Here is a 23,654-nt window from a genome sequence, read left to right on the forward strand (position 1 = left end):
GCCGCGAGCGGCGCGGTTCTTTTCTATCCGCAGCTGCTTTAGAGTGGACTCATTCAAGGAGTCCCTATGCGGTTCGATCCCCTCAGCGGCTGGTGCCTCGACGCCAGCCACTGCCCCTCGCCGAATTTCAACGCCCGCCCCGAGGGCGAGCGCGTCTCCCTGCTGGTGATCCACAACATCAGCCTGCCGCCCGGGCAGTTCGGCACCGGCAAGGTGCAGTGCTTCTTCCAGAACCAGCTGGACGCGGACGAGCATCCGTACTTCGCCGGCATCGCGCAGATGACCGTGTCCGCGCATTTCCTCATCGAGCGTGATGGCAGCCTGTTCCAGTTCGTGTCGTGCAACGAGCGCGCCTGGCACGCCGGCGTGTCGCGCTTCGATGGGCGCGAGAACTGCAACGATTTCTCCATCGGCATCGAGCTGGAGGGCACCGACGACGAGCCCTACAGCGACGCCCAGTACCGCGTGCTGACGGCCCTGGCCAGGCAGCTGCTGCGGGCCTACCCGGACATCACGCCGGAGCGCGTCCAGGGGCACAGCGACATTGCGCCAGGGCGCAAGACCGATCCCGGGCCGGCCTTCGACTGGTCCCGTTTCCGCGCCGGGTTGGGCGCCACCAAGGAGTCGACATGAGTTTCCTGGTACTGCTGCTGGCGCTGCTGGTGGAGAAGTTCTCCGGCTGGCGCGCGCGCCTGCAGGACGATCGCCCCTGGCATGCCTGGATGGGCCTGGCGGCTGGGCTGCCGGGCGTGGCGACGCGGCCCTGGCTGGCGCTGCTGGTGTCGCTGCTGGGCCCGCTGTTGCTGCTGGCACTGCTGTTGACCCTGCTGCAGCCGCTGGCCTATGGCCTGCTGGCGTTGCCGGTGCACCTGCTGGTGCTGATCTGGAGCCTGGGCCGTGGCGATGTCCACCAGGCCATCGGGCCGTTCCGCGACGCCTGGCGCCGCGAGGACCTGCAGGCCGCCTACCACGTCGCCGAGCGCGACCTCGGGGTGCAGGCCGACAGCGACGCCGAGCTGTTCGCCCAGGTCCAGGGCATGCTGGTCTGGCAGGCCTTCCAGGGCTTCTTCGCGGTGATCTTCTGGTACGCGCTGCTCGGCCCGGCGGCGGCGCTGGCCTACCGCCTGCTGTCGCTGACCGAGGTACATCGCGAGGATGAGCCACTCGGCGAGCGCGCCGCGCTGCTGCGCCACGCCTTCGACTGGTTGCCGGCGCGGGCGCTGGCGCTGAGCTTCGCCCTGGTCGGCAACTTCCTCGCGGTGGCGCGGCAGCTGCTGCACCACCTGCTGGCCTGGGAAACCCCCGCCGCCGGGCTGCTGGCACGGGCCGCCTGCGCCGGCGAGGACCTCAGCGACGGCAGCCCCGGCGCCGTCGGCGTCGCCAGCCTGGATTCGTTGTGGCAGTTGCTGGTTCGCGCTGCGCTGCTCTGGTACGCGCTGTTCGCCCTGGGCGCACTGTTCCTTTGAATACCGCACGTCGCCACTGATGGCCTTTTAACCTTAAGTTACAGAACGTCCCGCCGATATCGGGTACACAGGAGCCTGCGTTGCGCGGGCTCCAAGCCCATGCAGCCGATCCCACACAAGAACAACAACGGGAACAGGAGACGTCTGAGTGAAGACAGTGCTCTATCCAGCCATCGCCCTGATGAACCGCCTGAGCTTCGGCATGAAGTTCAGCCTCATCAGCGTGCTTTTCTTCCTGCCGATGCTGGTGACCAACTTCTACCTGGTGCGTGATTCCTACCGCCAGTTCGTGAATACCCGCGCCGAAATGCAGAGCCTGCAGCTGATCGCTTCGGGCATGCAGATCCGCCGCGACCTCGAGGCCTACAACGACCTCCTGCAGATCAATATCGGCCTGGGCCAGTCCAAGCGCACCGAGGAGCTGGAGACCCGCATCGTCCAGCTGCAGCAGCGCCTGGACGCGGAGCTCGCCGGCCTGCAGCCGGTGGCGCGGGACGCCGAGCAGGTCGAAGTCTTCAACGCCAAGCGCGACGAGCTGCTCGCCGGATTCAAGGCCGTGGTGGCCGAGGGTTCGCTGCAGAGCAAGGCGGGCATGGCCGGGCGCCTGCTGAGCAGCGTGCAGCTGTTCAACAAGCTGCTGACCTCGCAGTCCGGCCTGAGCCAGGACGACAGCCCGGAAGTGCGGCAGATGGCCGAGCTGATCAGCAGCGTCACCCCCGGCGTCACCGAAACCATCAGCCGGGGCCGGGTGCTGGGCACCTCGGCGCTGGGCCAGGGTTTCCTCAATTCCTCCAACAGCAGCAAGCTTGACGACCTGCTGCAGGACCTGGAAAAGCTCCACGCCGAGTACGCCCTGAAGCTGCAGGAAGCGCTCGGCGCCAGCCCCGCGGCGCAGCAGGCGCTGGGCGGCGGGGCGCAGGCCAGCGCCGAGACCCTGAAGTCGCTGGGCAAGCTGATCGAGGACAAGGTGGTCATGGCCGACTCCCTCGACCTGCCCTGGGGCCAGTTCTACGACCAGGTCAGCCAGGGCATGGACAAGACCTACCAGCTCAACGACCAGGTCCTCGGCTACCTCGGTGGCCAGCTGCAGGAACGCCTGACCGGCAAGCAGACGCAGATGGTCCTGCTGGTGGTGGCGCTGCTCGTGGTGTTCCTTTCCATCGTCTACCTGTACGGCGGCTTCTACGTGTCCACCCGTTCCACGCTGAAGAGCCTGGGCGCGATGATGGAGCGCGTTGCCGCCGGCGACATGACGGTCAACTACCAGGCGCAGAGCCGCGACGAACTCGGCGAGCTGGGCCAGGCCTTCAACGAGACGGTGCGCCGGGTGCACGACCTGATCGAGCAGGTCGGCCGCACCGTCGCCGAGGTCGAGCGGCAGACCGGGCGCGTCGAGGTGGTGTCGGCGCAGAGCAACCAGGCGGTGGCCGGCCAGCGCAACCAGATCGAGCAGGTGGCCACGGCGATGAACCAGATGGCCGCGACCGCCCAGGAAGTGGCGCGCAGCGCCGCCGCCGCGGTGGGCAGCGCGCAGAGCGTGAACCAGGAGACGGTCAGCGGCCGCGACCTGGTGGAGTCCCAGGTGGGCAGCATCCAGCGCCTGGCCGGGGAGATCGACGAGTCGGTGGCGGTGATCAACCAACTGGCCGCCGACAGCGCCTCCATCAGCCGCGTGCTGGACGTGATCAAGGGCATCGCCGAGCAGACCAACCTGCTGGCCCTCAACGCCGCCATCGAAGCTGCGCGGGCCGGCGAGCAGGGCCGTGGCTTCGCGGTGGTGGCCGACGAGGTGCGCACCCTGGCCAAGCGCACCCAGCAGTCCACCGAGGAAATCGAACAGATGATCTCGCGCCTGCAGAACGGCGTGGGCGCGGCGGTGAAGGCCATGGGCAGCAGCCACCAGACCGCCGACGGTACCGTGAGCCAGTCGGCGCAGGTGCAGCAGGCGCTGGACAACATCCTTGGCGCGGTGGGCATGATCGTCGACCAGAACCAGCAGATCGCCGCCGCCGCCGAGCAGCAGACCACCGTGGCCCACGACATCGACCAGAACATCGTGCAGATCAACCAGGCCGGCGAACGCACCGCGCTGGGCGCCAACGAGGCCGAGCGCGCCAGTCGCGAGCTGTCCGGCCAGGTGGTCGAGCTGAAACGGCTGATCGGCGCGTTCAGGGTCTAAGGGGTTTTCACCAGCAGCCCGGCATCCGTGTGAAAGCAAGGATGCATCCCCGTCTCGCGGGTGCCGGGTTGTCGGTGAACCAAGCGCTTGGCCTGCGCGCAGGGCGGATAACGCCCCAAGCGTTATCCGCCATAACCCTCCGCGCCGATACGACCGGCGTTATACGCCCGTCCAGCCGAACACTTCCATCGCGTTGCGGGTGCTCGCCGCTGCCAGCTCTTCCGCGCTGATGCCGCGCAATTCGGCGAGGGCCGCGCAGATCGCCGGCAGGTGTTCCGGGCTGTTGCGCTGGCCGGGGAACATGGCCGGGGCCATGTCCGGAGCGTCGGTTTCCAGCACGATCGACTCCAGCGGCAGCTCGGCCACGGTCTTGCGCAGGCGGTTGGCCTGCGGCCAGGTGGGGGCGCCGCCCAGGCCCAGGCGGAAGCCCAGCTTGAGGTACTCGCGGGCCTCCTCGCGGCTGCCGGCGAAGGCGTGGACGATGCCCCGGCGCGGCGGGCGGAAGCGCTTCAGGGTGGCGATCACCGCCGCGTGGGAGCGGCGCACGTGCAGCAGCACCGGCAGCTGGCAATCGACGGCGATGCGCAGCTGCTCTTCGAACAGCGCCTGCTGCGCCTCGCGGTCCAGCGTCTCGACGTAGTAGTCCAGGCCGATCTCGCCGACCGCGCACAGCTTCGGGTGCCCGGCCAGGCGCTGCAGCTGTTCGCGCAGGTCGCGCAGGTGCTCCGGGCGGTGCCGCGCCAGGAAGATCGGGTGCAGGCCCAGGGCGGCGTAGAGCGCGTCGTTGCGCTCGGCCAGCTCCAGCACCCGCTCCCAGTTCTCGCGGAACACCCCCAGCAGCACCTGGCGTTCCACACCCAGCGCCTGGCAGCGTTGCAGCATGGCCGCGCGGTCGGCGTCGAAGTCGGGGAAGTCGAGGTGGTTGTGGGTGTCGATCAGGCGCATGGGGTCACTCGGCGCGCAGCTTGAGCGTCCGTGGGATGGGGTGTACGCCGGGGTGGTAGCTGCTGTTCTCCACCGCCTCCAGCGCCAGTTCGAGGGCGCGGGCGGCGATCAGCGCGTGCTGCTGGGAGATGGCATTGACCTTCAGCGGCACGAAGTCGAGCAGCTGGGTGTCGCCGAAGGTGGCCAGGCGCGGCCCCTGGGGCCAGCCGCCGGGTAGCGCCTGGAACACGTCGAACACCCCTTCGAGGAGCACGTAGGAGGTGGTCACCAGCGCGTCCGGCAGGTAGCCCAGGCGTTGCAGAAGGCTATCCATCAACTGGCGGCCGCACTCGCGGCTGAAGCTGGCGCCGTGCTCGATGAAGCGCTCGCCGCGGAAACCGCGCAGGGCCTGCTCGAAGCCGGCGGCGCGTTCCTGGCTGATGATCAGCTCGGGGCGCGCGCCGAGCAGGGCGACATGCCGTGGCGCCGGTTGCAGCAGGCTGACGGTGAGGCGCTGGGCGGCGTCGCGGTCGTCGCTGACCACCGAGCAGAAAGTCTGCGGGTCGAGCTGGCGGTCGATGGCGATCACCGGCACGCCCTTGTCCAGCAAATGTCGGTGGCTGTCGTCGTCGGCCGGCAGGCAACTGGCGACCACCAGGGCGTCGCAGCGCCGCGCGCGGAACAGGTTCAGGGCCTGGCGCTCGCTTTCCGGTTCGTCGTCGGAGCAGGCGATCAGCAGTTGGTAGCCGCGTGCGCGGGCGCCCTGTTCGAGCAGCTTGGCGATGCGCGCGTAGCTGGGGTTTTCCAGGTCCGGGAGGATGAAGCCGAGGGTCCGCGTCTGCCCGCGGCGCAGGCTGGCGGCCTGCTGGTCGGGGTGGTAGCCGTGCTCGTCGATCACCGCGCGCACGCGCTCCACCGTCGCCGCGCTGATGCGCCGCTGCACGGCCTTGCCGTTGATGACGTAGCTGGCGGTGGTCACCGAGACCCCGGCCAGGCGAGCGATATCACTGAGTTTCACCCTGTACCCCGGAACTGCGAACCGACCACTGGAGGCTTCCAAGGATCACGCATTATCGAGTAACGTGCCAGTCTCAATAGGTGAAACGATTCAGCAAAAACCTCCCCCCTGCCTGCGACCGCCTATGCTGGTCACCGGGGGATGGCCGTCGCTGTTCACCCCAACAAGCGGATAACCGCCCCATCGCGGCAGGCCCGGCGGCCGCCGAGGAGAACCATGTGCTCGAACTGACCGCGCAGCAGATCCGCATGCAACAGCGCGCCGCGGACAAGCCGGCCGCCCTCGAACTGCTCTGCGCCGCGCTGGAGGCCGACGGCCTGGTCGGCCCCGGCTACCTCGCCGGGCTGCGCGCCCGCGAGGCGCAGGGTTCCACCTACCTCGGCCAAGGTATCGCCATCCCACACGGCACGCCGCAGACCCGCGCCCTGGTGCGACGCACCGGCGTGCGCCTGATGCACTTCCCCGAGGGCGTCGACTGGGGCGACGGGCAGGTCGTCTACCTGGCCGTCGGCATCGCCGCGCAGTCCGACGAGCACCTGAACCTGCTGCAACTGCTGACCCGCGCCCTCGGCGAAGGCGACACTGGCGCCGTGCTGCGCGAGGCGCGCGACGCCGAGCAACTGCTGCGCGCGTTGCGCGGCGCGCCGCAGGGGTTGGCGCTGGACGCGCAACTGGTCGGCCTGGCGCAGGCCGCCGAAGACTTCGATGAACTGCTGCTGCTCGCCGCGCGCCGGCTGAAGGCCGCCGGCTGCGTGGAGGCCGGCTTCCTCGCCGGCCTGCAGCAGGGCGAGGCGCTGCCGCTGGGCGATGGGCTCTGGTGGCTGGGCGGTACGGGCAAGGTGGTGCGCCCCGGCCTCGCCTTCATCACTGCGCAGCGCGAACTGCAATACGCCGGGCAACCGTTGCGCGGCCTGTTCTGCCTGGCCGAACGGGGCGACGCCGCGCGTGGCGCGCTGGACCGGCTCTGCGATCTGCTGATCGACGGCCGTGGCGCCGAGCTGACCCGTGGCGCGTCGGTGCGCCAGGTGCTCGAAGCGCTGGGCGGCGAACTGCCGGTGGACTGGCCGAGCCTGCGCGTGCCGCTCGCCAACCCCCATGGCCTGCACGCGCGGCCATCCCAGGTACTGATGCAGATGGCCCGCGACTTCGCCGGCGAAGTGCGCGTGCGCATTGCCGACAGCGAAGCCGCCCCCGTGTCGATCCGCAGCCTGAGCAAGTTGCTCAGCCTCGGCGCGCGGCGTGGCCAGGTGCTGGAATTCTTCGCCGAGCCGGCGATCGCCGAAGTGGCGTTGGCGGCCCTGCGCGAAGCGGTGGAGCAGGGGTTGGGCGAGGACGTCCTGCCGCTGCCGGAAATCCCTCTGCCGGTCGAGGCGGCGCCCGAGCCCGAGGCACCGTCGCTCGCGCTGGCTCATGGCGAATGGCTGACCGCCATCGCGGCCGCGCCCGGCATCGCCGCCGGTCCCGCGCATCTCCAGGTGGAGCCGCGCTTCGAGTTCGCCGCGCGCGGTCAGTCGGCCGAGGCCGAGACGCTGCGCCTGGCCGAAGCCCGCTCGGCCATCGCCGCGGAAATCGACGGCCTGGTGCGTGGCAGCCGGAGCAAGGCGGTGCGTGACATCTTCGCCACGCACCAGGCGCTGCTCGACGATCCCGAGCTGAACGCCGAGGTGGCCGAGCACCTGGCCCGTGGCGCCAGCGCCGAGGCCGCCTGGCAGGTAGTGATCGAACGTGCGGCCAGCGCCCAGGAAGCCCTCGGCGACGCGCTGCTGGCCGAGCGCGCGGCGGACCTGCGCGACCTCGGCCGGCGCGTGTTGGCGTGCCTGTGCGGGGTGCGCCTGGCCAGTGAGCCGGAGCAGCCGTTCATCCTGGTCATGGACGAGGTCGGTCCGTCCGACGTGGCACGCCTGGAGCCGGCGCGGGTCGCCGGCATCCTCACCGCGCGCGGCGGCGCCACTTCGCACAGCGCGATCATCGCCCGCGCCCTGGGCATTCCGGCGCTGGTCGGCGCCGGCGCCGGGCTGCTGGCGCTGCGCCCGGGCCTGCCAGTGCTGCTGGACGGCGAGCGTGGGCGCTTCATGCTCGACCCGGCGGCCGAGGTGCTCGGCCAGGCCTTGCGCCAGCGCGAGGAACAGAACCGTCGCCAGGCGCAGGCCGAGGCGCGGCGGCATGAGCCGGCGCATACCCGCGACGGCCACGCCGTGGAAATCTGCGCGAACCTCGGCGACAGCGCCGGTGCGGTCGCCGCCGTGGAGATGGGCGCCGAAGGCGTGGGCCTGCTGCGCAGCGAGTTCGTTTTCCTCGACAGCCCGCGCGCGCCCGACCTGGCCGCGCAGGAGGCCGAGTACCGGCGCGTGCTCGACGTTCTCGACGGGCGCCCGCTGGTGGTGCGCACCCTCGACGTCGGCGGCGACAAGCCGCTGCCGTACTGGCCGATCCCGGCCGAGGCCAACCCCTACCTGGGCGTGCGCGGCGTGCGCCTGACCCTGCAACGCCCGCAGATCTTCGAGACCCAGCTGCGCGCGCTGCTACGCGCCGCCGCTGGCCGAGCCCTGCGGATCATGTTCCCAATGGTCGGGCTGGTGGAGGAATGGCGCCAGGCGCGCGACCTGGCCCTGGCATTGCGCGAGGAGTACGACTGCGCCGACCTGCAGCTGGGGATCATGGTCGAGGTGCCCTCGGCGGCGCTGCTGGCGCCGGTGCTGGCGCGCGAGGTGGACTTCTTCAGCATCGGCACCAACGACCTCACCCAATACACCCTGGCCATCGACCGCGGCCACCCGACGCTTTCCGCCCAGGCCGACGGCCTGCACCCGGCGGTGCTGCAACTGATCGACCTGACGGTGCGCGCCGCCCATGCCCACGGCAAGTGGGTCGGCGTGTGTGGCGAACTGGCGGCCGACGCCCAGGCCCTGCCGATCCTGCTCGGGCTGGCGGTGGACGAGCTGAGCGTGTCCGTGCGGAGCATCCCGCTGGTGAAGCAGGGCGTGCGCGAATTGCACCGGGAGCAGGCTCGCGAGCTGGCGCGCGAGGCCCTCGGCCTGGCCTCGGCCGGCGAGGTCCGCGCCCTGGTGGCGCGGGCGCTGGGGGAGGCGCGCTGATGGCCCGGATTCTCACGCTGACCCTGAACCCGGCGCTGGACCTCACCGTGCGCCTGCGCGCGCTGGCGCTGGGCGAGGTCAACCGCAGCGAGGCGGTGTTGGTGCAGGCCGCTGGCAAGGGCCTGAACGTCGCCCAGGTGCTGGCCGACCTCGGCCATGAGCTGAGCGTCGGTGGCTTCCTCGGCGCCGACAACGCCGAAGCCTTCGAAGCGCTGTTCCGCCGCCGGGGCTTCCGCGACGCCTTCGTTCGCGTGCCGGGCGAGACTCGCAGCAATATCAAGCTGGCCGAGCGCGGCGGGCGCGTCACCGATCTCAATGGCCCCGGCCTGGACGTCGACGAGGGCGCCCAGCAGCGCCTGCTCGATGGCCTGGAGCGCCTGGCCGCCGGTCAGGACCTGGTGGTGCTGGCCGGCAGCCTGCCGCGCGGGGTCGATCCGCAATGGCTGCGCGAGCTGGTGCTGCGCTTGCAGCGCCGGGGCCTGCGCGTGGCCCTGGACAGCAGCGGCGAGGCGCTGCGCCAGGGGCTGGCGGCGTCGCCCTGGCTGGTCAAGCCGAACGCCGAGGAACTGGCCGAGGCCTGTGGGCCGGCGGGTGCGGGTGGGGTCGATGCCCAGGTCCGTGCGCTGCGCGCGTCGGGCATCAAGCACCTGGTGCTTTCCGAAGGCGCCGAGGGGGTGCGCTGGTATGGCCCGGAAGGGCTGTGGCAGGCCACGCCGCCGAAAGTCGAGGTGGCCAGCACCGTGGGCGCCGGCGATTCGCTGCTGGCCGCCATGGTCCACGGCCTGCTCAGCGGCTGGCCGCCGGCCTGGGTGCTGCGCCACGCCACCGCCGTGGCGGCCCTGGCGGTCACCCAGTTCGACTTCGGCATCCCCGACGGCGAGCGCCTGGCCCGCCTGGAAGAACAGGTCGCGGTGCGCGCGCTGGATTGATTCGGCCGCCGGCGGCGCCGGTCGGCCACAGAACAAGAGGTACGACGATGAACCTTGCCCTGATCACCGCCTGCCCCAACGGCCAGGTCACCAGCCTGCTCTGCGCGCGCCTGCTGCGCGCCGCCGCGGAGCGCCTGGGCTGGTCGGTGTGCGTCGAGAGCAACGACCCGCAGCGCCCCGAGCTGCGTTTGAGCGCCGAGCAGATCGCCGCCGCCGACCTGGTGCTGGTGGTCAGCAGCCGGCCGCTGGAGCTGTCGCGCTTCGCCGGCAAGCGCCTGGCCCAGGCGCGCCCGGCCGAGGCCCTGGCCGAGCCCGCCGCCTTCCTCCAGCGTGCGGCGGCCGAGGCGCAGCCCTGGCAGGGCTGCGTCGAAGTGCCGGACGCTGTGCCGGGAAAGGTGGTTCGGCTGGTGGCGGTGACCGCCTGCCCGACCGGCGTGGCGCACACCTTCATGGCCGCCGAGGCGCTGCAGCAGGCCGCCGAGCGCCTGGGCTGGGACCTGCGGGTGGAGACCCAGGGCTCGGTCGGCGCGCGCAACCCGTTGAGCGGCGAAGACATCGCCGCCGCCGAGGTGGTGCTGCTGGCCGCCGATATCGAGGTGAACACCGAGCGTTTCGCCGGCAAGCGCATCTTCCGTTGCGGCACCGGCGTGGCGCTGAAGCAGCCCGAGGCGACGTTGCGCAAGGCCGTGCAGGAGGGCGCCGAGGAAAGCCCCGCCGGCGCGGCCCAGGCTGCGCCGGCCAAGGGCGAGGCGCGTGGCTTGTACAAGCACCTGCTGACTGGCGTGTCCTTCATGTTGCCGATGGTGGTGGCCGGCGGTCTGCTGATCGCACTGTCCTTCGTGTTCGGCCTGAACCCGCCGGAAGGCAGCCTGGCCGCCGCGCTGAAGCTGGTCGGCGACAATGCCTTCCGGCTGATGGTGCCGATGCTCGCCGGCTACATCGCCTGGTCCATCGCCGACCGCCCGGGCCTGGCGCCGGGGATGATCGGCGGCCTGCTGGCCAGCAGCCTGGGCGCCGGCTTCCTCGGCGGCATCGTCGCCGGTTTGCTGGCCGGCTATTCGGCGCGCGCGGTCAGCCGCTGGCTGAAGCTGCCGCAGAGCCTCGAGGCGCTCAAGCCGATCCTGCTGATCCCGCTGCTGTGCAGCCTGTTCACCGGGCTGGTGATGGTCTATGTGGTCGGTCAGCCGGTGGCCGGGCTGATGCGCGCGCTGACCGACTTCCTCGCCGGGATGGGCACGGCCAACGCGGTGCTGCTCGGGCTGCTGCTCGGCGGGATGATGTGTGTCGACCTGGGCGGGCCGATCAACAAGGCCGCCTACGCGTTTTCCGTGGGGCTGCTGGCCTCGCAGAGCGCCGCACCCATGGCGGCGACCATGGCCGCCGGCATGGTGCCGCCGATCGGCATGGGCATCGCCACCTTCCTCGCCCGGCGCAAGTTCGCCCAGAGCGAGCGCGAGGCGGGCAAGGCCGCGCTGGTGCTGGGGCTGTGCTTCATCTCCGAGGGCGCCATCCCGTTCGCCGCCAAGGACCCGTTGCGGGTGCTGCCGGCCAGCGTCGCCGGTGGCGCCTTGACCGGCGCGCTGTCGATGCTGTTCGGCTGCCAACTGCTGGCGCCCCACGGCGGGCTGTTCGTGCTGCTGATTCCCAACGCGATGAACCACGCGCTGATGTACCTGCTGGCGATCGCGGCGGGCAGTGTGGTGACCGGTGTGCTCTACGCGCTGCTCAAGCGCGGCGAGGCGGCGGGGATGGTGGGCGTGCCGGGGCGGGCCTAGCCCGTAGGGCGGATAACCGTTCGCGGTTATCCGCCGTTGGCCCGAACACCCTGCCCCGGGAGCGATGGCGGATAACGCTGTAGGCGTTATGCGCCCTACGGATGGGGTTGCCGGCGGGGCGTTTTACCCAACTCGTCCTACGAAGGGCTGTCAGGCGCTGCGCTGCAACGGCTGCGCCTGCTGTTGCACCGGCACCGGCAGGCGATGGGAGTCGCCGCGGCCCATGGCGAAGTACTCGAAGCCGTAGCGGGCCATGCGCTCCGGGTCGTACAGGTTGCGCCCGTCGAAGATCACCGGGGATTTCAGGCGGCTGGCCAGCAGCTCGAAGTCCGGCGCCTTGAACTGTTGCCATTCGGTGCAGATGATCAGCGCGTCGGCGCCGCCCAGGGCGGCTTCCGGGGTGCCCATCAGGGTCAGGCGCTCGTCGTGGCCGTACAGGCGCTGGGCTTCGGTCATGGCTTCCGGGTCGAAGGCGCGGACCTTGGCCCCGGCGGCCCACAGGGCTTCCATCAGGGTGCGGCTGGGCGCATCGCGCATGTCGTCGGTGTTGGGTTTGAACGACAGCCCCCAGAGGGCGAAGGTGCGGCCTTCGAGTTTGCCGCCGAAGTAGCTGCTGACCCGTTCGAACAGCTTGTGCTTCTGCCGCTGGTTGATGGCTTCCACGGCGCGCAGCAGGTCGTTCGAGCAGTGTGCGTCCTCGGCGCTGTGGATCAGGGCCTGGACGTCCTTCGGGAAGCACGAGCCGCCGTAGCCGCAGCCGGGGTAGATGAAGTGGTAGCCAATGCGCGGGTCGGCACCCATGCCCTGGCGCACCGACTCGATGTCGGCGCCCAGGTGTTCGGCCAGTTCGGCGATCTGGTTGATGAAGCTGATCTTGGTGGCGAGCATGCAGTTGGCGGCGTACTTGGTCAGCTCGGCGCTACGCAGGTTCATGCTGAGGATGCGGTCGTGGTTGCGGTTGAACGGCTCGTAGATCTCGCGCATCACGTCCATCACCTCGGCGCGCTCGCAGCCGATGACGATGCGGTCGGGGCGGCGGCAGTCGGCCAGCGCCGAGCCTTCCTTGAGGAATTCCGGGTTGGAGACGATATCGAAATCCAGGCTGCGGCCACTTTCGGCGAGCACTTTCTGGATGTGCGCCTTGACCAGGTCGCCGGTGCCCACCGGCACGGTGGATTTCTCCACGATGACGACCGGTGCCTTGCGGTGCAGGGCGATGCTCTCGGCCACCGCGAACACCGCGCTGAGGTCGGCCGAGCCATCGGTGCTGGGCGGCGTGCCGACGGCGATGAACTGCACCAGGCCGTGGGCGGCGGCGACCTGCACCTCGCTGGTGAAGCGCAGGCGGCCGGCCTCCAGGTTTTCCTTCACCAACTCGGAAAGGCCGGGTTCGTAGATACTGACCTGGCCGCGCTGGAGCTTGGCGATCTTGTCCTGGTCGATGTCCATGCAGACTACGTCATGGCCCACTTCGGCCATCACCGCGGCCTGTACCAGGCCGACGTAACCGATTCCGAATACGCTGATTTTCATACTGAGTGTCCCAAAGCCTTACGAGTGATCCGCGCGCACCGGCCGGGTTTCGCCGCCATCGGGCGCAGCTTGCCGGTGCTTCGTTACGGTTGATCCATTGCCGCGCGGCGCGTTGATCGTCATGACTCCGGCAATAACCAGAATCACGCCCAGCGTTCCAAGTGGGCTAATCGCCTCATCGAAACAGGGTAGCGCGGCGGCGCCGAGGTAGACCAGCGCGTAGCTGATGCTCAGCAACGAATACGCGCGCCCCAGCGGCAGGTATTTCAGGGCGCCCAGCCAGCACAGCAGCGACAGGGCGTAGGCCAGCACGGCGGCGCCGAGCACGCCGAGCAGTGGCAGGTGATAGGTGCTCAGTTCGTCCAGCCAGAGGGCTGGCGCCGGCAGCCGGGTCATGGCCCAGCGCATGCCCAGCTGGGCGCCGCTGACCAGCGCGACGCTGCCCAGGGCCAGGGTGAACCCACGTGCGCGGCTCATGCCTGCAACCCCAGCAGCGCCACGCCGGCGCCGATCAGCGCGATGCCCAGCCAGTGGCGCGCGTCCACCGGCTCGTCGAACAGTTGCCGCGCGGCCAGGGTGACCAGCACGAAGTTCAGGCTCAGCATCGGGTAGGCGATGCCCACCGGCAGGCGTTGCAGCACCAGCAGCCAGAGCAGCAGGCCGAAGCCCATGCAGGCCATGGCCAGCAGCAGCCAGGGCGACAGCAGCTTGCCCAGTGCGCGGGTCTGCGGGCGCGCTTCCCAGCCCGCCACGGCGAGCTTCTGGGCGATCTGTCCGAGGCAGGTGAGCAGGCAGACGGCGGCGAGCAGGAGGGCGGTCATGGCGCGGCCTGCGGGATCAGCAGGAACACCAGGTGGTTTTCCCGATAGCTGGTGATGTCCTTGGGCATCAGCGCCAGTTCGGCTTCGTCGCCGGCGCTGTTGACCCGCAGGATGACGCCCACCGGGCCCTGCCGGCGCGCCTCGGCGAGCCAGGCGGGGAAGCCCTCCAGGCTCAGCGAGCGGCCCTGGGCGTCGGGGTAGCCGAGGCCGTACTTGAGTTCGCCTTCGGTGTTGAGCAGGAACACTTCGCTGCGCCCGGTGCGCCAGGCCAGCGCCGAGGCCGCGCCAAGATCGTTGCTCAGCAGGGTATGGGCGCTGGCCAGTTGTTCCAGGTGCTGGGCGATGAACTGGTCGGGCATCTTGCTGTTGACCATGCGCGCGGGCAGCGCCGCCGGCGCCGCCGCCACCAGCAGCCAGGCGGCCAGCGCCGGGGCCGCCCACAGTTGTTGCGGGCGCAGCCATTGCAGGGCGCCGCACAGCGCCCAGACGCCACAGACCAGGCCGAGCAGCAGCAGGCTCGGCAGTTGCTGGTGGTACAGCGATTTCTTCACCTGCAGGAACACCAGCGCGGCCAGGCCGACCAGGCCCAGCAGCAGGTTCAGCGCGCCGTTCAGGCGCAGCCCCAGCAGGCGGCCACGGGACAGGGCGCCTACCAGGGCGTCGGCCATCAGCAGGGCCAGTGGCGCGAAGCAGGGCATGATGTAGGTCGGCAGCTTGCCCTTGGCCAGGCTGAAGAACAGGAAGGGCATGGCGAACCACAGCAGCAGGAACATCGCGCGCGGTTCGCGGCGCTGCGCCCAGCCCTGGCGCAAGCCCGACGGAATCAGCAGCGCCCAGGGCAGGGCGCTGGCGAACAGCAGCGGCACGAAGAACCAGAACGGCCGCGCGTGCTGGGCGTCGTCGCCGGCGAAGCGGCGCACGTGCTCGTGCCAGAAGAAGAAGTTCCAGAAGTCCGGCTCGCGCAGGTGCACGGCCAGCACCCAGGGCAGGCTGACCAGCAGGGCCACCAGCACCGCCAGCGGGCCCCAGGCGAGCAGGCCGACGACGCGCCGGCGCCACAGCGCATAGGGCAGGGCCACCAGCACCGGCAGCAGTCCGGCGAGGAAACCCTTGGTCATGAAGCCCATGGCGCAGGCCGCGCCGAGCAGCACCCAGGCGCCGGTGCGGGTGCCGCGCTCGGGCGCCTCGAAGGCGAACCAGAGGGCGAACAGGCTGAGGTTCACCCACAGGGTGAACTGCGGGTCGAGGTTGGCGTAGCCGGCCTGCCCGGCGATCAGCGCGAAACTGGCATAGAGCAGCGCGGCGGTGCCGGCCTTGGCCGGCTCCGGCCACAGGCGCCGGCCCAGCAGCCACACCAGCAGGGTGCTGGAAGCGCTGACCAGCACCGAGGCGAAGCGCACGCCGAACAGGTTCTGGCCGAACAGCGCCTGGCCGAGCGCCACCAGCCAGTAACCGGCGATGGGCTTCTCGAAGTAGCGCAGGCCGAGGAAGTGCGGCGCCACCCAGTCGCCGCGCTGCAGCATTTCCTGGGCGATCTGCGCGTAGCGCGCCTCGTCGGGTATCCACAGGCCGTGCAGGCCCAGCGGAACGAGGAAGAACAGCAGGATGACGGCTGCCGCGAGCAGCCCATGGCGCTGGCTCATCGCTGCACTCCCAGCCAGCCTTCGCGGCCTTCCAGGGTGCCGCGGCGCAGGTCGCCCAACGGCAGCGTCGCCGGGTCGGCCGGCAGCAGCTGGCCGAGCGGGCGGAAGTGGATGCCGCCCTGGCGCGTGTCGGCCAGCAACTGGCGGAAGGCGTTGGCCATGAGGATGCCTTCCACTTCGGCGTGCACCGTGTAGACGTTCAGCGCCTGCGGGCGGAAGCGGCGCATGATGAAATCGTTGAACGACTCGGCGGGCAGGTTCGGGCCCACCACCTCGTCGAAAGTCGGCAGGTCCACCGGCACCTGCGGGGTGCCGGGGCTGCCATCGGCCAGGCGCGGGCGGAACAGCGAGTTGCCGCGGCAGTCGCTGTTGTAGCGGAAACCGAAGGCTTCCTTGGCCTGCACGGTACGCTCGTCGGCGCGCCAGCCGGCCACCGCCGAGCAGTCCACGCGCTGGCCGAGGATGTCGCCGAGCGTGGCCACGCCCAGGGCGATCTGCCGGTGCAGCTGTTCGGCGCCCCAGGTGCCGGCGTTGGCCTGCCAGCCGTGGTGGTCCCAGGCGTGCAGGCCGACCTCGTGGCCGGCCTCCAGGGTACGTCGCATCAGGTGGCCGAGGTCGCGGCCGATCGGCTTGCCGGGCCAGGCGGTGCCGGCCAGCAGGATGTCCCAGCCGTACAGGCTGGCCGCCTTGGAGCGCAGCATCTTCCAGAGGAACTGCGGCCGTGCCAGGCGCCACAGGTGGCGGCCCATGTTGTCCGGGCCGACGCTGAAGAAGAAGCTGGCCTTGACCCCGGCCTCGTCGAGCAGATCGAGCAGCCGTGGCACGCCATCACGGGTGCCACGGTAGGTGTCGACGTCGATGCGCAGACCCGCCTGCATCAGTTGGCGACCCTCGCGGCCGCAGCCTGTTGCTGTTCGACGATGGCTTCGCGGAGGAAGAAGTCCAGGGTCTTGGCGATGGTTTCGCGCATGTGCACGGTCGGTTCCCAGTTCAACAGGCGGCGAGCGTTCTCGATGCTCGGCTTGCGGTGCGCCACGTCCTGGTAGCCGTCGCCGTAGAAGCTGCGGCTTTCCACTTCGCGGAAGCCGGCGAAGGGCGGGAAGTTGCTGCGCAGCGGGTGGGCTTCGAACTGGCGCAGCAGCTCTTCGCCCAACTCGCGGATGCTCGCTTCGTTGTCCGGGTTGCCGATGTTGACGATCTGCCCGTCGCAGCGACCGCCCTCGTTGTCGACGATGCGCGCCAGCGCTTCGATGCCATCTTCCACATCGGTGAAGCAGCGCTTCTGCGCGCCGCCGTCGAACAGGCGGATCGGGGTGCCTTCGACGAGGTGCAGGATCAGCTGGGTGATGGCGCGCGAGGAACCGATGCGCGCGGAGTCCAGGCGGTCCAGGCGCGGGCCCATCCAGTTGAACGGACGGAACAGGGTGAAGCTCAGGCCCTTCTGGCCGTAGGCCCAGATCACGCGGTCGAGCAACTGCTTGGAGACCGAGTAGATCCAGCGTTGCTTGTTGATCGGTCCGACCACCAGGTTCGAGGTGTCCTCGTCGAAGTTCGGGTCGCTGCACATGCCGTACACCTCGGAGGTCGAGGGGAAGATCACGCGCTTGTTGTACTTCACGCAGTGACGGACCAGCTTGAGGTTCTCCTCGAAGTCCAGCTCGAACACGCGCAGCGGGTTGCGGGTGTATTCGATCGGGGTGGCGATGGCCACCAGCGGCAGGACCACGTCGCACTTCTTGATGTGGTACTCGATCCACTCGGTGTGGATGCTGATGTCGCCTTCGACGAAGTGGAAGTCCGGGTTGCTCTTCAGCCGCTCGATGGCGTCGGAGCCGATGTCCAGGCCGTAGACCTCGTAGTTGCCGTCGCGCAGCAGGCGCTCGGACAGGTGGTTGCCGATGAAACCGTTGACGCCGAGGATCAGCACCCGGGTCTTGCGCTTGGGCTTGCTCACCGCATACAGCCGCGAGCCTTCCACCAGGCCCATCTCGCGGGCCAGTTGCGGGCCGGCGAGGAACAGGCCGGCGTCGCCTTGCTGGCCGGCGAGGATTTCCAGGCTGTCTTCACCGCAGGCGATGCGCAGCGGGTCGATGCTCAGCACGCTGCCGGCCGGGTGGCCCTGGTTGCCGGCGACCACCTTCGAGCTCCAGACGATCAGCTTGCGCTCGCCCACCGGGGCGAAGGCGCCGGGGTACGGCTGGGTCACCGCGCGCACCAGGTTGTGCAGTTCGCGGGCCGGGCGGCGCCAGTCGAGCTGGCCGTCGGCGGGGGTGCGGCGGCCGAAGTAACTGGCCTGGCTCTCGTCCTGGGCACGCTCGACGACGTCGCCGGCCAGCAGCGCCGGCAGGGCCTGGCCGAGCAGCTCGCGGGCGGCTTCGCGCAGCTTGCCGTGCAGGGTCAGGGCGGTGTCCAGTTCGGCGATGGCGACGCGTTGCTGGGCGACGATGGCGCCGGCGTCCGGGCGCTTGACCATGCGGTGCAGGGTCACGCCGGTCTCGCTCTCGCCGTTGACCAGCACCCAGTTCGCCGGGGCGCGGCCGCGGTAGCGCGGCAGCAGCGAGCCGTGCAGGTTGAAGGCGCCGTGGCTGGCGCAGGCGAGCAGCTCTTCGTTGAGCAGGTTGCGGTAGTAGAAGGAGAAGATGAACTGCGGCTGCAGTTCGCGAATGCGCGCGATCCACAGCGGGTGGTTGACGTCTTCCGGCGCGTGCACCGGGATGCCGCGCAGGGCGCAGAGCTGCGCCACCGAACCGAAGAAGCGGTTTTCGCGCGGGTCGTCGGCGTGGGTGAAGACCGCGTCGATCTGGTAGCCGGCGGCCAGCAGGGCCTCGATGCCGGCGCAACCAATGTCGTGATAGGCGAAAACGATAGTCTTGGCGGTCATTTTACGTAGGACTCGACAGCAGGGGAGGAGGGAACGATCGAGGCGGTGCTGGCGGTGGGCAGGGCCGCGCCGCGCGCCACGCGCTCGATGAAGAAGCGCGGACGGGCGCGCACGTCGTTGTACATGCGGCCCAGGTATTCGCCGAGCAGGCCCATGCCGACCAGCTGGGCGCCGGTGAAGATGAACAGGATGGCGAACAGTACGAACAGGCCGTCGCCGGCCCAGGCCGCGCCGAACAGCAGGCGCAGCACCAGCAGCAGCATGCCGAAGGCCACGCCGGCCACGGCCAGGCCGCCGCCGATCAGGCTGAGCAGGCGCAGCGGGCTGGTGGTCATGCAGGTGACCAGGTCGAACATCAGGTTGATCAGGCGCAGGAAGTCGTACTTCGACTCGCCGTGCTCGCGCTCGGCGTGGCCGACGACGATCTCGGTGGTGTGGCGGGCGAAGCTGTTGGCCAGGATCGGGATGAAGGTGCTGCGCTCGCGGCACGCCAGCATCGCCTTGACGATGCCGCGGCGGTAGGCGCGCAGCATGCAGCCGTAGTCGCTCATGGCCACGCCGGTGGAGCGTTGCACGGCCAGGTTGATCAGCCGCGACGGCCAGCGGCGCAGCGCCGAGTCCTGGCGGTTGCCACGCACGCTGCCGACCACGTCGTAGCCCTTGGCGGCCTGCTCGACCAGGCGCGGGATCTCTTCCGGCGGGTTCTGCAGGTCGGCGTCGAGGGTGATGACCAAATCGCCGCGGCACTGCTCGAAGCCGGCCATGATCGCTGCGTGCTGGCCGTAGTTGCGGTTGAGGATGACCGCCAGTACGTGGCTGTCGGGAGCCGCCGCGGCCTCCTGGAGCAGGTCGGCGGAGCTGTCGCGGCTGCCGTCGTCGACCAGCACTATCTCGAAGTCGCGGCCGAGCTGGCGGCACGCGGCGTCGGTGCGGCGCAGCAGTTCGGGAAGGCTGGCTTCCTCGTTGTAGACCGGGATGACCACGGAGACGCAGTCGATGGCATAGGGTTTCACGGGAGTCACCGAAGAATGGTTTCGAAGGCCCCGACCACGCGATCCAGGTCGGCGTCGGTCATGTCGGGGAACAGCGGGATGGAGCACAGGCGCGCCGAGTTCCATTCGGTGTCCGGGAGGCTGACGCCGGGGAAGCGCTGGCGGTACCAGGCGTGCAGGTGGGTGGCGACGAAGTGGATGCCGCTGCCGATGTTGTGTTGCTGCAGGGCCTGCATGAAGGCGTCGCGATGCATGCCGCAGGCCTGCTCGTCGATGCGCACGATGAACAGGTGCCAGGCGTGCTGTTGCGGGTATTCCGGCAGCGCCAGCGGGCGTACCGGCAGGTGTGCCAGGCGCTCGCGGTAGGCCAGGGCCAGTTCGCTGCGGCGCGCGTTGATGGCGTCCAGGCGGTCCAGCTGGACCAGCGCGATGGCCGCGTTGATGTCGGTCAGGTTGTACTTGAAGCCCGGCTCCACCACCTGCGCCTGCGGCTTGCGGCCGTGGGTCAGGCGGTCGTAGGCGTCCACGCCCAGGCCGTGGAACTTCAGGGTGCGCACGCGGTTGGCCAGGGCTTCGTCGTCGGTGACGAACATCCCGCCTTCGGCGCAGGTCATGTTCTTGATCGCGTGGAAGGAGAAGATCGCCGTGCCGCGCGCACCGACGTGACGGCCGCGGTAACGGGTACCGGCGGCGTGGGCGGCGTCCTCGATCACGGCGATGCCGTGCTTCTGCGCCAGGGCGTAGAGCGGGTCGAGGTCGAAGGCGGCGCCGGCGTAGTGCACCGGGATGATCGCGCGGGTCCGTGGGGTGATCGCCGCCTCGATGCGCGCGGCGTCGGTCATCAGGGTGTCGCGGTCGACATCGACGAACACCGGGGTGGCGCCCAGCAGGCAGATCATGTTGGCGGTGGACACCCAGGTCTGCGACGGGGTGATCACCTCGTCGCCCGGGCCGATGCCCAGCGCGAGCAGGGCGATGTGCATGCCGCCGGTGGCGGAGGCCACGGCCACCGCGTGCTTGCAACCCACGTATTCGGCGAAGCGCTGTTCCAGGGCCTGGTTCTTCGGGCCGGTGGTGATCCAGCCGGAACCGAGCACTTCGGTGACGGCCTGGATTTCCTCGGCGCCGATGCTGGGCCGGGAGAAGGGGAGGAATGCGTTATCCATGCACTTCACGAGTCGGTGGCGATTGGGATAGCCAATGCTCGCCGAGCAATCGTTAAGAACCCGTTATGAGCATGTTCGGAAAATGTTGGATCGGTGGTGTGCACCGTCACGAGGCGATATAAGCGCCCGAAAGGGCTCCCGCCCCGACGCTCCGGCAGGCTCGCCGGAGCCTTGCGCGAAGGGCGCCGAAACGGGGCTCGCGGGGCGCGGCCGCTCTATTCCGGGGCGAATTGAACGATCGCTCGAAATGGCCGGAAAACACTGTTGAACACTCGTTCATTCGTGGTTATGGTGATGCCACGCCCCGCCGGCCGGACCCCGTTCCGACCCTCGGGTTCTCCGTCATTCGGGTGAGGTCCGTGCATGCGTTATTCGTCGCTTGTGGACAGGATGGTCGGGCCAGGCGCAGCCGCCTGGGATATCCACTACGCCGCCGTGGCTGCGCAGCGCGCGGGCGAGGACGTGATCGTCCTCAGCGTCGGCGACCCGGACTTCGCCACGCCGGGCTTCATCACCGACGCGGCGGTGGCTTCGCTGCAGGCCGGCGACACCCATTACAGCGACGTGGCCGGGCGCCCCGAGTTGCGCCAGGCGATCGCCGACCTGTACCGACGCCGCTTCGACCTGGCGGTGGGCGCGGACAACGTGATCGTCCTGGCCGGCGCGCAGAACGCCCTGTTCGCCGCCGCGCTGTGCCTGCTGGAGGCCGGCGACGAGGTCATCGTCTTCGACCCGGTCTACGTCACCTACGAGGCCACCCTGAAGGCCACCGGGGCCAGGCTGGTGGCGGTGCCGACCCCCGCCGACAACGGCTTCCGCCTCGACCCGGCGGCCCTGGAAGCGGCCATCACCCCGCGCACCCGGGCGATCTTCTTCGCCAACCCGAACAACCCCACCGGCGTGGTCATGCGCCCCGACGAGCTGCGCGCCATCGCCGCCATCGCCGAGCGCCACGACCTCTGGGTGGTGGTCGACGAGGTCTACGAGGCGCTGACCTTCGAGCAGCCGCACCAGAGCTTCGCCGCGCTGCCGGGCATGGCCGCGCGCACCCTGAGCCTGGGCAGCCTGTCCAAGTCCCACGCCATGACCGGCTGGCGCGCCGGCTGGATCGTCGCCGATCTGACCCTGGTGACGCACATCGAGAACCTCGCGCTGAACATGCTCTACGGCCTGCCCGGCTTCGTGCAGGAGGCCGCGCTGGTGGCGGTGCGCCGGCACGACGAGGTGGCCGCCGGCATGCGCGAGGTCTACCGCCGTCGCCGCGACCTGGTGCTGCAGCGCCTGGCGCGCAGCACGCGGCTGAAAGTCCTGAGCCCCGAAGCCGGCATGTTCGTGATGGTCGACGTGCGCGGCACTGGCCTGAGCTCCCTGGACTTCGCCTGGCAACTGTTCCGCGCGCGCGGCGTGTCGGTGCTCGACGCCGCCGCCTTCGGGCCCCAGGCCGACGGCTTCGTGCGGCTGTCCTTCACCCTTGCCGACGAGACCCTGGCCGAGGCCTGCGAACGCCTGCTGGCCTTCGCCGAAGCCCTGCCTGAACCCGCCCGCGCAGGAGCGGGCCATGCCCGCGATCACGCGAATCGCGTGCAGGTCCCGCAGCCACAGGACAAGCCCGCCGGAAAGCCGGTGATCGAAGTCCTCGACCTGCACAAGCGCTTTGGCCAGTTCGAGGTGCTCAAGGGCGTCTCGCTGTCGGCCCGCGAAGGCGGCGTGGTGTCGCTGATCGGCGCCAGCGGATCCGGCAAGAGTACGCTGCTGCGCTGCATCAACATGCTCGAAGTGCCCAATGCCGGCAGCGTCAGTGTCGACGGCGAGATCATCCGCCTCGACCAGGACCGCCACGGCGAGCCGCGGGTGGCCGACCAGAAGCAACTCACGCGGATTCGTTCGCGGCTGGGCATGGTGTTCCAGAACTTCAACCTGTGGCCGCACCGCACGGTGCTGGAAAACCTGATGGAGGCGCCGACCTTCGTCCTCCACGAAACCAAGGCTGAGGCCCGCGAGCGCGCCGAGGCGCTACTGGCGCGGGTGGGCCTGGCGGAGAAGCGCAACGAATACCCGGCGTTCCTTTCCGGCGGCCAGCAGCAGCGCGTGGCCATCGCCCGCGCGCTGGCCGTGCGGCCGAAGGTGATGCTGTTCGACGAGCCCACCTCGGCGCTCGACCCCGAGCTGGTCGGCGAGGTGTTGCGGGTGATCCGCTCGCTGGCCGAGGAGGGCCGCACCATGATCCTGGTGACCCACGAGATGGCCTTCGCCCGCGACGTCTCCAGCCACGTGGCATTCCTGCACCAGGGCCTGATCGAGGAGGAGGGCACTCCCGATGAGGTCTTCGCGCGGCCGCGCAGCGAGCGCTGCCGGCAGTTCGTCAACGCCCACCAGAATCGCTGAGCGGTCCGCAGCGCGGCCGTTTCGCGGGTCTCGATGCACAACAAACGACAAGAAAGCAGAGGGTCATCATGAACAACAAGGGTCTTTGCGGTTGGTTGACGGGTGCGGCATTGCTGGTGGCGGGCGTGGCCAGCGCGCAGGCGGAGACATTGCGCTTCGCGATGGCGGCGGAGCCCTACCCGCCGTTCTCGGTGAAGCAGCCGGACGGCCAATGGACCGGCTTCGAGCCGGACCTGATCCACAAGGTCTGCGCCGAGATGAAGGCGCAGTGCGAGATCGACGAGGTGGCCTGGGACGGCATCATCCCGGCGCTGCTGGCGAAGAAGGTCGACGTGATCTTCAACTCCCTGTCCATCACCGACGAGCGTGAGAAGCAGATCGCCTTCAGCGTGCCCTACTACGACACTCCGGTGGCCGTGGCGGCGCCGTCCGGCACCGAGGTCAACATCAGCCCCGAGGGCCTCAAGGGCAAGGTGATCGGCGTGCAGATCTCCACCGTCAGCTCCAACTACCTGAAGAAGTACTACGAGAAGATCGCCGACGTGCGCTACTACGACACCCAGGATTCGGTGAACGCCGACCTGGTGGCCGGGCGCATCGACCTGATGATGGCCGACGGCGTCGCCGTGAAGTCCTTCCTCGACTCGCCGGACGCCAAGGCGGCGGGCATCGTCAGCAAGGGCGAGGTGCCCTACGACCCGCTGTTCGGCCGTGGCGTCGGCGCCGGCCTGCGCAAGGACGACACCGCGCTCAAGGCCAAGCTGGACGTGGCCATCGCCAAGCTGGTGGCCAGCGACGACTACAAGGCGCTGTCGAACAAGTACTTCGGCCTCAGCGTCGCACCCAA

The 23,654-nt window shown here is 69.8% G+C and carries 18 protein-coding genes; 8 read left to right on the forward strand and 10 right to left on the reverse strand.

What is annotated here, in order from left to right:
- Window positions 1-66 precede the first annotated feature (66 nt).
- The 3 genes from ampD to P3W75_RS32020 all read left to right on the forward strand — a co-directional run bounded on the left by ampD (window position 67) and on the right by P3W75_RS32020 (window position 3,645).
- Window positions 67-633 carry a 1,6-anhydro-N-acetylmuramyl-L-alanine amidase AmpD gene (gene ampD, locus P3W75_RS31005; RefSeq protein ID WP_276231157.1) on the forward strand — a complete coding sequence of 189 codons (567 nt, stop codon included), beginning with the start codon at window positions 67-69 and terminating at the stop codon, window positions 631-633.
- Window positions 630-1,466, forward strand: coding sequence for a regulatory signaling modulator protein AmpE (gene ampE, locus P3W75_RS31010; RefSeq protein ID WP_276231158.1), 837 nt, complete (start codon window positions 630-632; stop codon window positions 1,464-1,466). The genes ampD and ampE overlap by 4 nt, the downstream gene beginning before the upstream one ends.
- 1,474 nt (window positions 1,467-2,940) lie before the next feature.
- On the forward strand, window positions 2,941-3,645 hold the full coding sequence (locus P3W75_RS32020; protein ID WP_430765430.1) for a methyl-accepting chemotaxis protein: 705 nt from the start codon (window positions 2,941-2,943) through the stop codon (window positions 3,643-3,645).
- A gap of 159 nt (window positions 3,646-3,804) precedes the next feature.
- Here P3W75_RS32020 and P3W75_RS31020 read toward each other — a convergent pair whose 3' ends face one another.
- Both P3W75_RS31020 and cra read right to left on the reverse strand, forming a co-directional pair.
- Complete coding sequence (locus P3W75_RS31020; RefSeq protein WP_276231160.1) at window positions 3,805-4,590, reverse strand: TatD family hydrolase; 786 nt, start codon at window positions 4,588-4,590, stop codon at window positions 3,805-3,807.
- Between the two features lie 4 nt (window positions 4,591-4,594).
- Window positions 4,595-5,587 carry a catabolite repressor/activator gene (gene cra / locus P3W75_RS31025; protein WP_276231161.1) on the reverse strand — a complete coding sequence of 331 codons (993 nt, stop codon included), beginning with the start codon at window positions 5,585-5,587 and terminating at the stop codon, window positions 4,595-4,597.
- A 218-nt stretch (window positions 5,588-5,805) separates the two neighbouring features.
- On the opposite strand from cra, the gene ptsP reads away from it, so the two are divergent.
- From ptsP to P3W75_RS31040, 3 genes are read left to right on the forward strand one after another with little or no spacing between them, the layout of a single operon-like run.
- A complete protein-coding gene (gene ptsP, locus P3W75_RS31030) occupies window positions 5,806-8,682 on the forward strand; it encodes a phosphoenolpyruvate--protein phosphotransferase (protein ID WP_276231162.1) in 2,877 nt (958 codons plus the stop codon).
- Window positions 8,682-9,611, forward strand: a complete 930-nt coding sequence (gene pfkB / locus P3W75_RS31035; protein WP_276231163.1) for a 1-phosphofructokinase — start codon at window positions 8,682-8,684, stop codon at window positions 9,609-9,611. The genes ptsP and pfkB overlap by 1 nt, the downstream gene beginning before the upstream one ends.
- 47 nt (window positions 9,612-9,658) lie before the next feature.
- Window positions 9,659-11,386, forward strand: a complete 1,728-nt coding sequence (locus P3W75_RS31040; protein WP_276231164.1) for a PTS fructose-like transporter subunit IIB — start codon at window positions 9,659-9,661, stop codon at window positions 11,384-11,386.
- Window positions 11,387-11,536: 150 nt separating this feature from the next.
- Here P3W75_RS31040 and P3W75_RS31045 read toward each other — a convergent pair whose 3' ends face one another.
- Genes P3W75_RS31045 through arnB form a run of 8 tightly spaced genes read right to left on the reverse strand, consistent with a single transcriptional unit; the run spans window position 11,537 to window position 20,422 of the window.
- Window positions 11,537-12,919, reverse strand: a complete 1,383-nt coding sequence (locus P3W75_RS31045) for a UDP-glucose dehydrogenase family protein (protein WP_276231165.1) — start codon at window positions 12,917-12,919, stop codon at window positions 11,537-11,539.
- A gap of 18 nt (window positions 12,920-12,937) precedes the next feature.
- Window positions 12,938-13,396 carry a 4-amino-4-deoxy-L-arabinose-phosphoundecaprenol flippase subunit ArnF gene (gene arnF / locus P3W75_RS31050; protein WP_276231166.1) on the reverse strand — a complete coding sequence of 153 codons (459 nt, stop codon included), beginning with the start codon at window positions 13,394-13,396 and terminating at the stop codon, window positions 12,938-12,940.
- Window positions 13,393-13,740 carry a 4-amino-4-deoxy-L-arabinose-phosphoundecaprenol flippase subunit ArnE gene (gene arnE, locus P3W75_RS31055; RefSeq protein ID WP_276231167.1) on the reverse strand — a complete coding sequence of 116 codons (348 nt, stop codon included), beginning with the start codon at window positions 13,738-13,740 and terminating at the stop codon, window positions 13,393-13,395. Before arnE ends, arnF begins: the two co-directional genes overlap by 4 nt.
- Window positions 13,737-15,383, reverse strand: a complete 1,647-nt coding sequence (gene arnT, locus P3W75_RS31060; RefSeq protein WP_276231168.1) for a lipid IV(A) 4-amino-4-deoxy-L-arabinosyltransferase — start codon at window positions 15,381-15,383, stop codon at window positions 13,737-13,739. The genes arnE and arnT overlap by 4 nt, the downstream gene beginning before the upstream one ends.
- Window positions 15,380-16,261 carry a 4-deoxy-4-formamido-L-arabinose-phosphoundecaprenol deformylase gene (gene arnD, locus P3W75_RS31065; RefSeq protein ID WP_276231169.1) on the reverse strand — a complete coding sequence of 294 codons (882 nt, stop codon included), beginning with the start codon at window positions 16,259-16,261 and terminating at the stop codon, window positions 15,380-15,382. The genes arnT and arnD overlap by 4 nt, the downstream gene beginning before the upstream one ends.
- Window positions 16,261-18,264 carry a bifunctional UDP-4-amino-4-deoxy-L-arabinose formyltransferase/UDP-glucuronic acid oxidase ArnA gene (gene arnA, locus P3W75_RS31070; RefSeq protein ID WP_276231170.1) on the reverse strand — a complete coding sequence of 668 codons (2,004 nt, stop codon included), beginning with the start codon at window positions 18,262-18,264 and terminating at the stop codon, window positions 16,261-16,263. Before arnA ends, arnD begins: the two co-directional genes overlap by 1 nt.
- Window positions 18,261-19,277, reverse strand: coding sequence for an undecaprenyl-phosphate 4-deoxy-4-formamido-L-arabinose transferase (arnC, locus tag P3W75_RS31075; RefSeq protein ID WP_276231171.1), 1,017 nt, complete (start codon window positions 19,275-19,277; stop codon window positions 18,261-18,263). The genes arnA and arnC overlap by 4 nt, the downstream gene beginning before the upstream one ends.
- A 5-nt stretch (window positions 19,278-19,282) precedes the next feature.
- Window positions 19,283-20,422 carry a UDP-4-amino-4-deoxy-L-arabinose aminotransferase gene (arnB, locus tag P3W75_RS31080; protein ID WP_276231172.1) on the reverse strand — a complete coding sequence of 380 codons (1,140 nt, stop codon included), beginning with the start codon at window positions 20,420-20,422 and terminating at the stop codon, window positions 19,283-19,285.
- A 363-nt stretch (window positions 20,423-20,785) separates the two neighbouring features.
- Here arnB and P3W75_RS31085 point away from each other — a divergent pair, with 363 nt between their 5' ends.
- Both P3W75_RS31085 and P3W75_RS31090 read left to right on the forward strand, forming a co-directional pair.
- Window positions 20,786-22,807, forward strand: a complete 2,022-nt coding sequence (locus tag P3W75_RS31085; protein ID WP_276231173.1) for an aminotransferase class I/II-fold pyridoxal phosphate-dependent enzyme — start codon at window positions 20,786-20,788, stop codon at window positions 22,805-22,807.
- A gap of 68 nt (window positions 22,808-22,875) precedes the next feature.
- A partial coding sequence (locus P3W75_RS31090; RefSeq protein WP_276231174.1) for a transporter substrate-binding domain-containing protein occupies window positions 22,876-23,654 on the forward strand: 779 nt, incomplete at its 3' end.

Origin of the sequence: Pseudomonas citronellolis, assembly GCF_029335315.1 — a bacterium.
GTDB lineage: Bacteria > Pseudomonadota > Gammaproteobacteria > Pseudomonadales > Pseudomonadaceae > Pseudomonas > Pseudomonas citronellolis_A.

What these genes read in the sequence shown, in the direction of transcription:
- P3W75_RS32020 (WP_430765430.1), top strand. Translation starts at nt 2,941, where the DNA reads ATGGCCGCGACCGCCCAGGAAGTGGCGCGCAGCGCCGCCGCCGCGGTG.
- pfkB (WP_276231163.1), top strand. Translation starts at nt 8,682, where the DNA reads ATGGCCCGGATTCTCACGCTGACCCTGAACCCGGCGCTGGACCTCACC.
- arnE (WP_276231167.1), bottom strand. Translation starts at nt 13,740, where the DNA reads ATGACCGCCCTCCTGCTCGCCGCCGTCTGCCTGCTCACCTGCCTCGGA.
- arnB (WP_276231172.1), bottom strand. Translation starts at nt 20,422, where the DNA reads ATGGATAACGCATTCCTCCCCTTCTCCCGGCCCAGCATCGGCGCCGAG.
- P3W75_RS31045 (WP_276231165.1), bottom strand. Translation starts at nt 12,919, where the DNA reads ATGAAAATCAGCGTATTCGGAATCGGTTACGTCGGCCTGGTACAGGCC.
- arnT (WP_276231168.1), bottom strand. Translation starts at nt 15,383, where the DNA reads ATGAGCCAGCGCCATGGGCTGCTCGCGGCAGCCGTCATCCTGCTGTTC.
- arnA (WP_276231170.1), bottom strand. Translation starts at nt 18,264, where the DNA reads ATGACCGCCAAGACTATCGTTTTCGCCTATCACGACATTGGTTGCGCC.
- ampE (WP_276231158.1), top strand. Translation starts at nt 630, where the DNA reads ATGAGTTTCCTGGTACTGCTGCTGGCGCTGCTGGTGGAGAAGTTCTCC.
- ampD (WP_276231157.1), top strand. Translation starts at nt 67, where the DNA reads ATGCGGTTCGATCCCCTCAGCGGCTGGTGCCTCGACGCCAGCCACTGC.
- P3W75_RS31040 (WP_276231164.1), top strand. Translation starts at nt 9,659, where the DNA reads ATGAACCTTGCCCTGATCACCGCCTGCCCCAACGGCCAGGTCACCAGC.
- P3W75_RS31020 (WP_276231160.1), bottom strand. Translation starts at nt 4,590, where the DNA reads ATGCGCCTGATCGACACCCACAACCACCTCGACTTCCCCGACTTCGAC.
- arnF (WP_276231166.1), bottom strand. Translation starts at nt 13,396, where the DNA reads ATGAGCCGCGCACGTGGGTTCACCCTGGCCCTGGGCAGCGTCGCGCTG.
- arnD (WP_276231169.1), bottom strand. Translation starts at nt 16,261, where the DNA reads ATGCAGGCGGGTCTGCGCATCGACGTCGACACCTACCGTGGCACCCGT.
- P3W75_RS31085 (WP_276231173.1), top strand. Translation starts at nt 20,786, where the DNA reads ATGCGTTATTCGTCGCTTGTGGACAGGATGGTCGGGCCAGGCGCAGCC.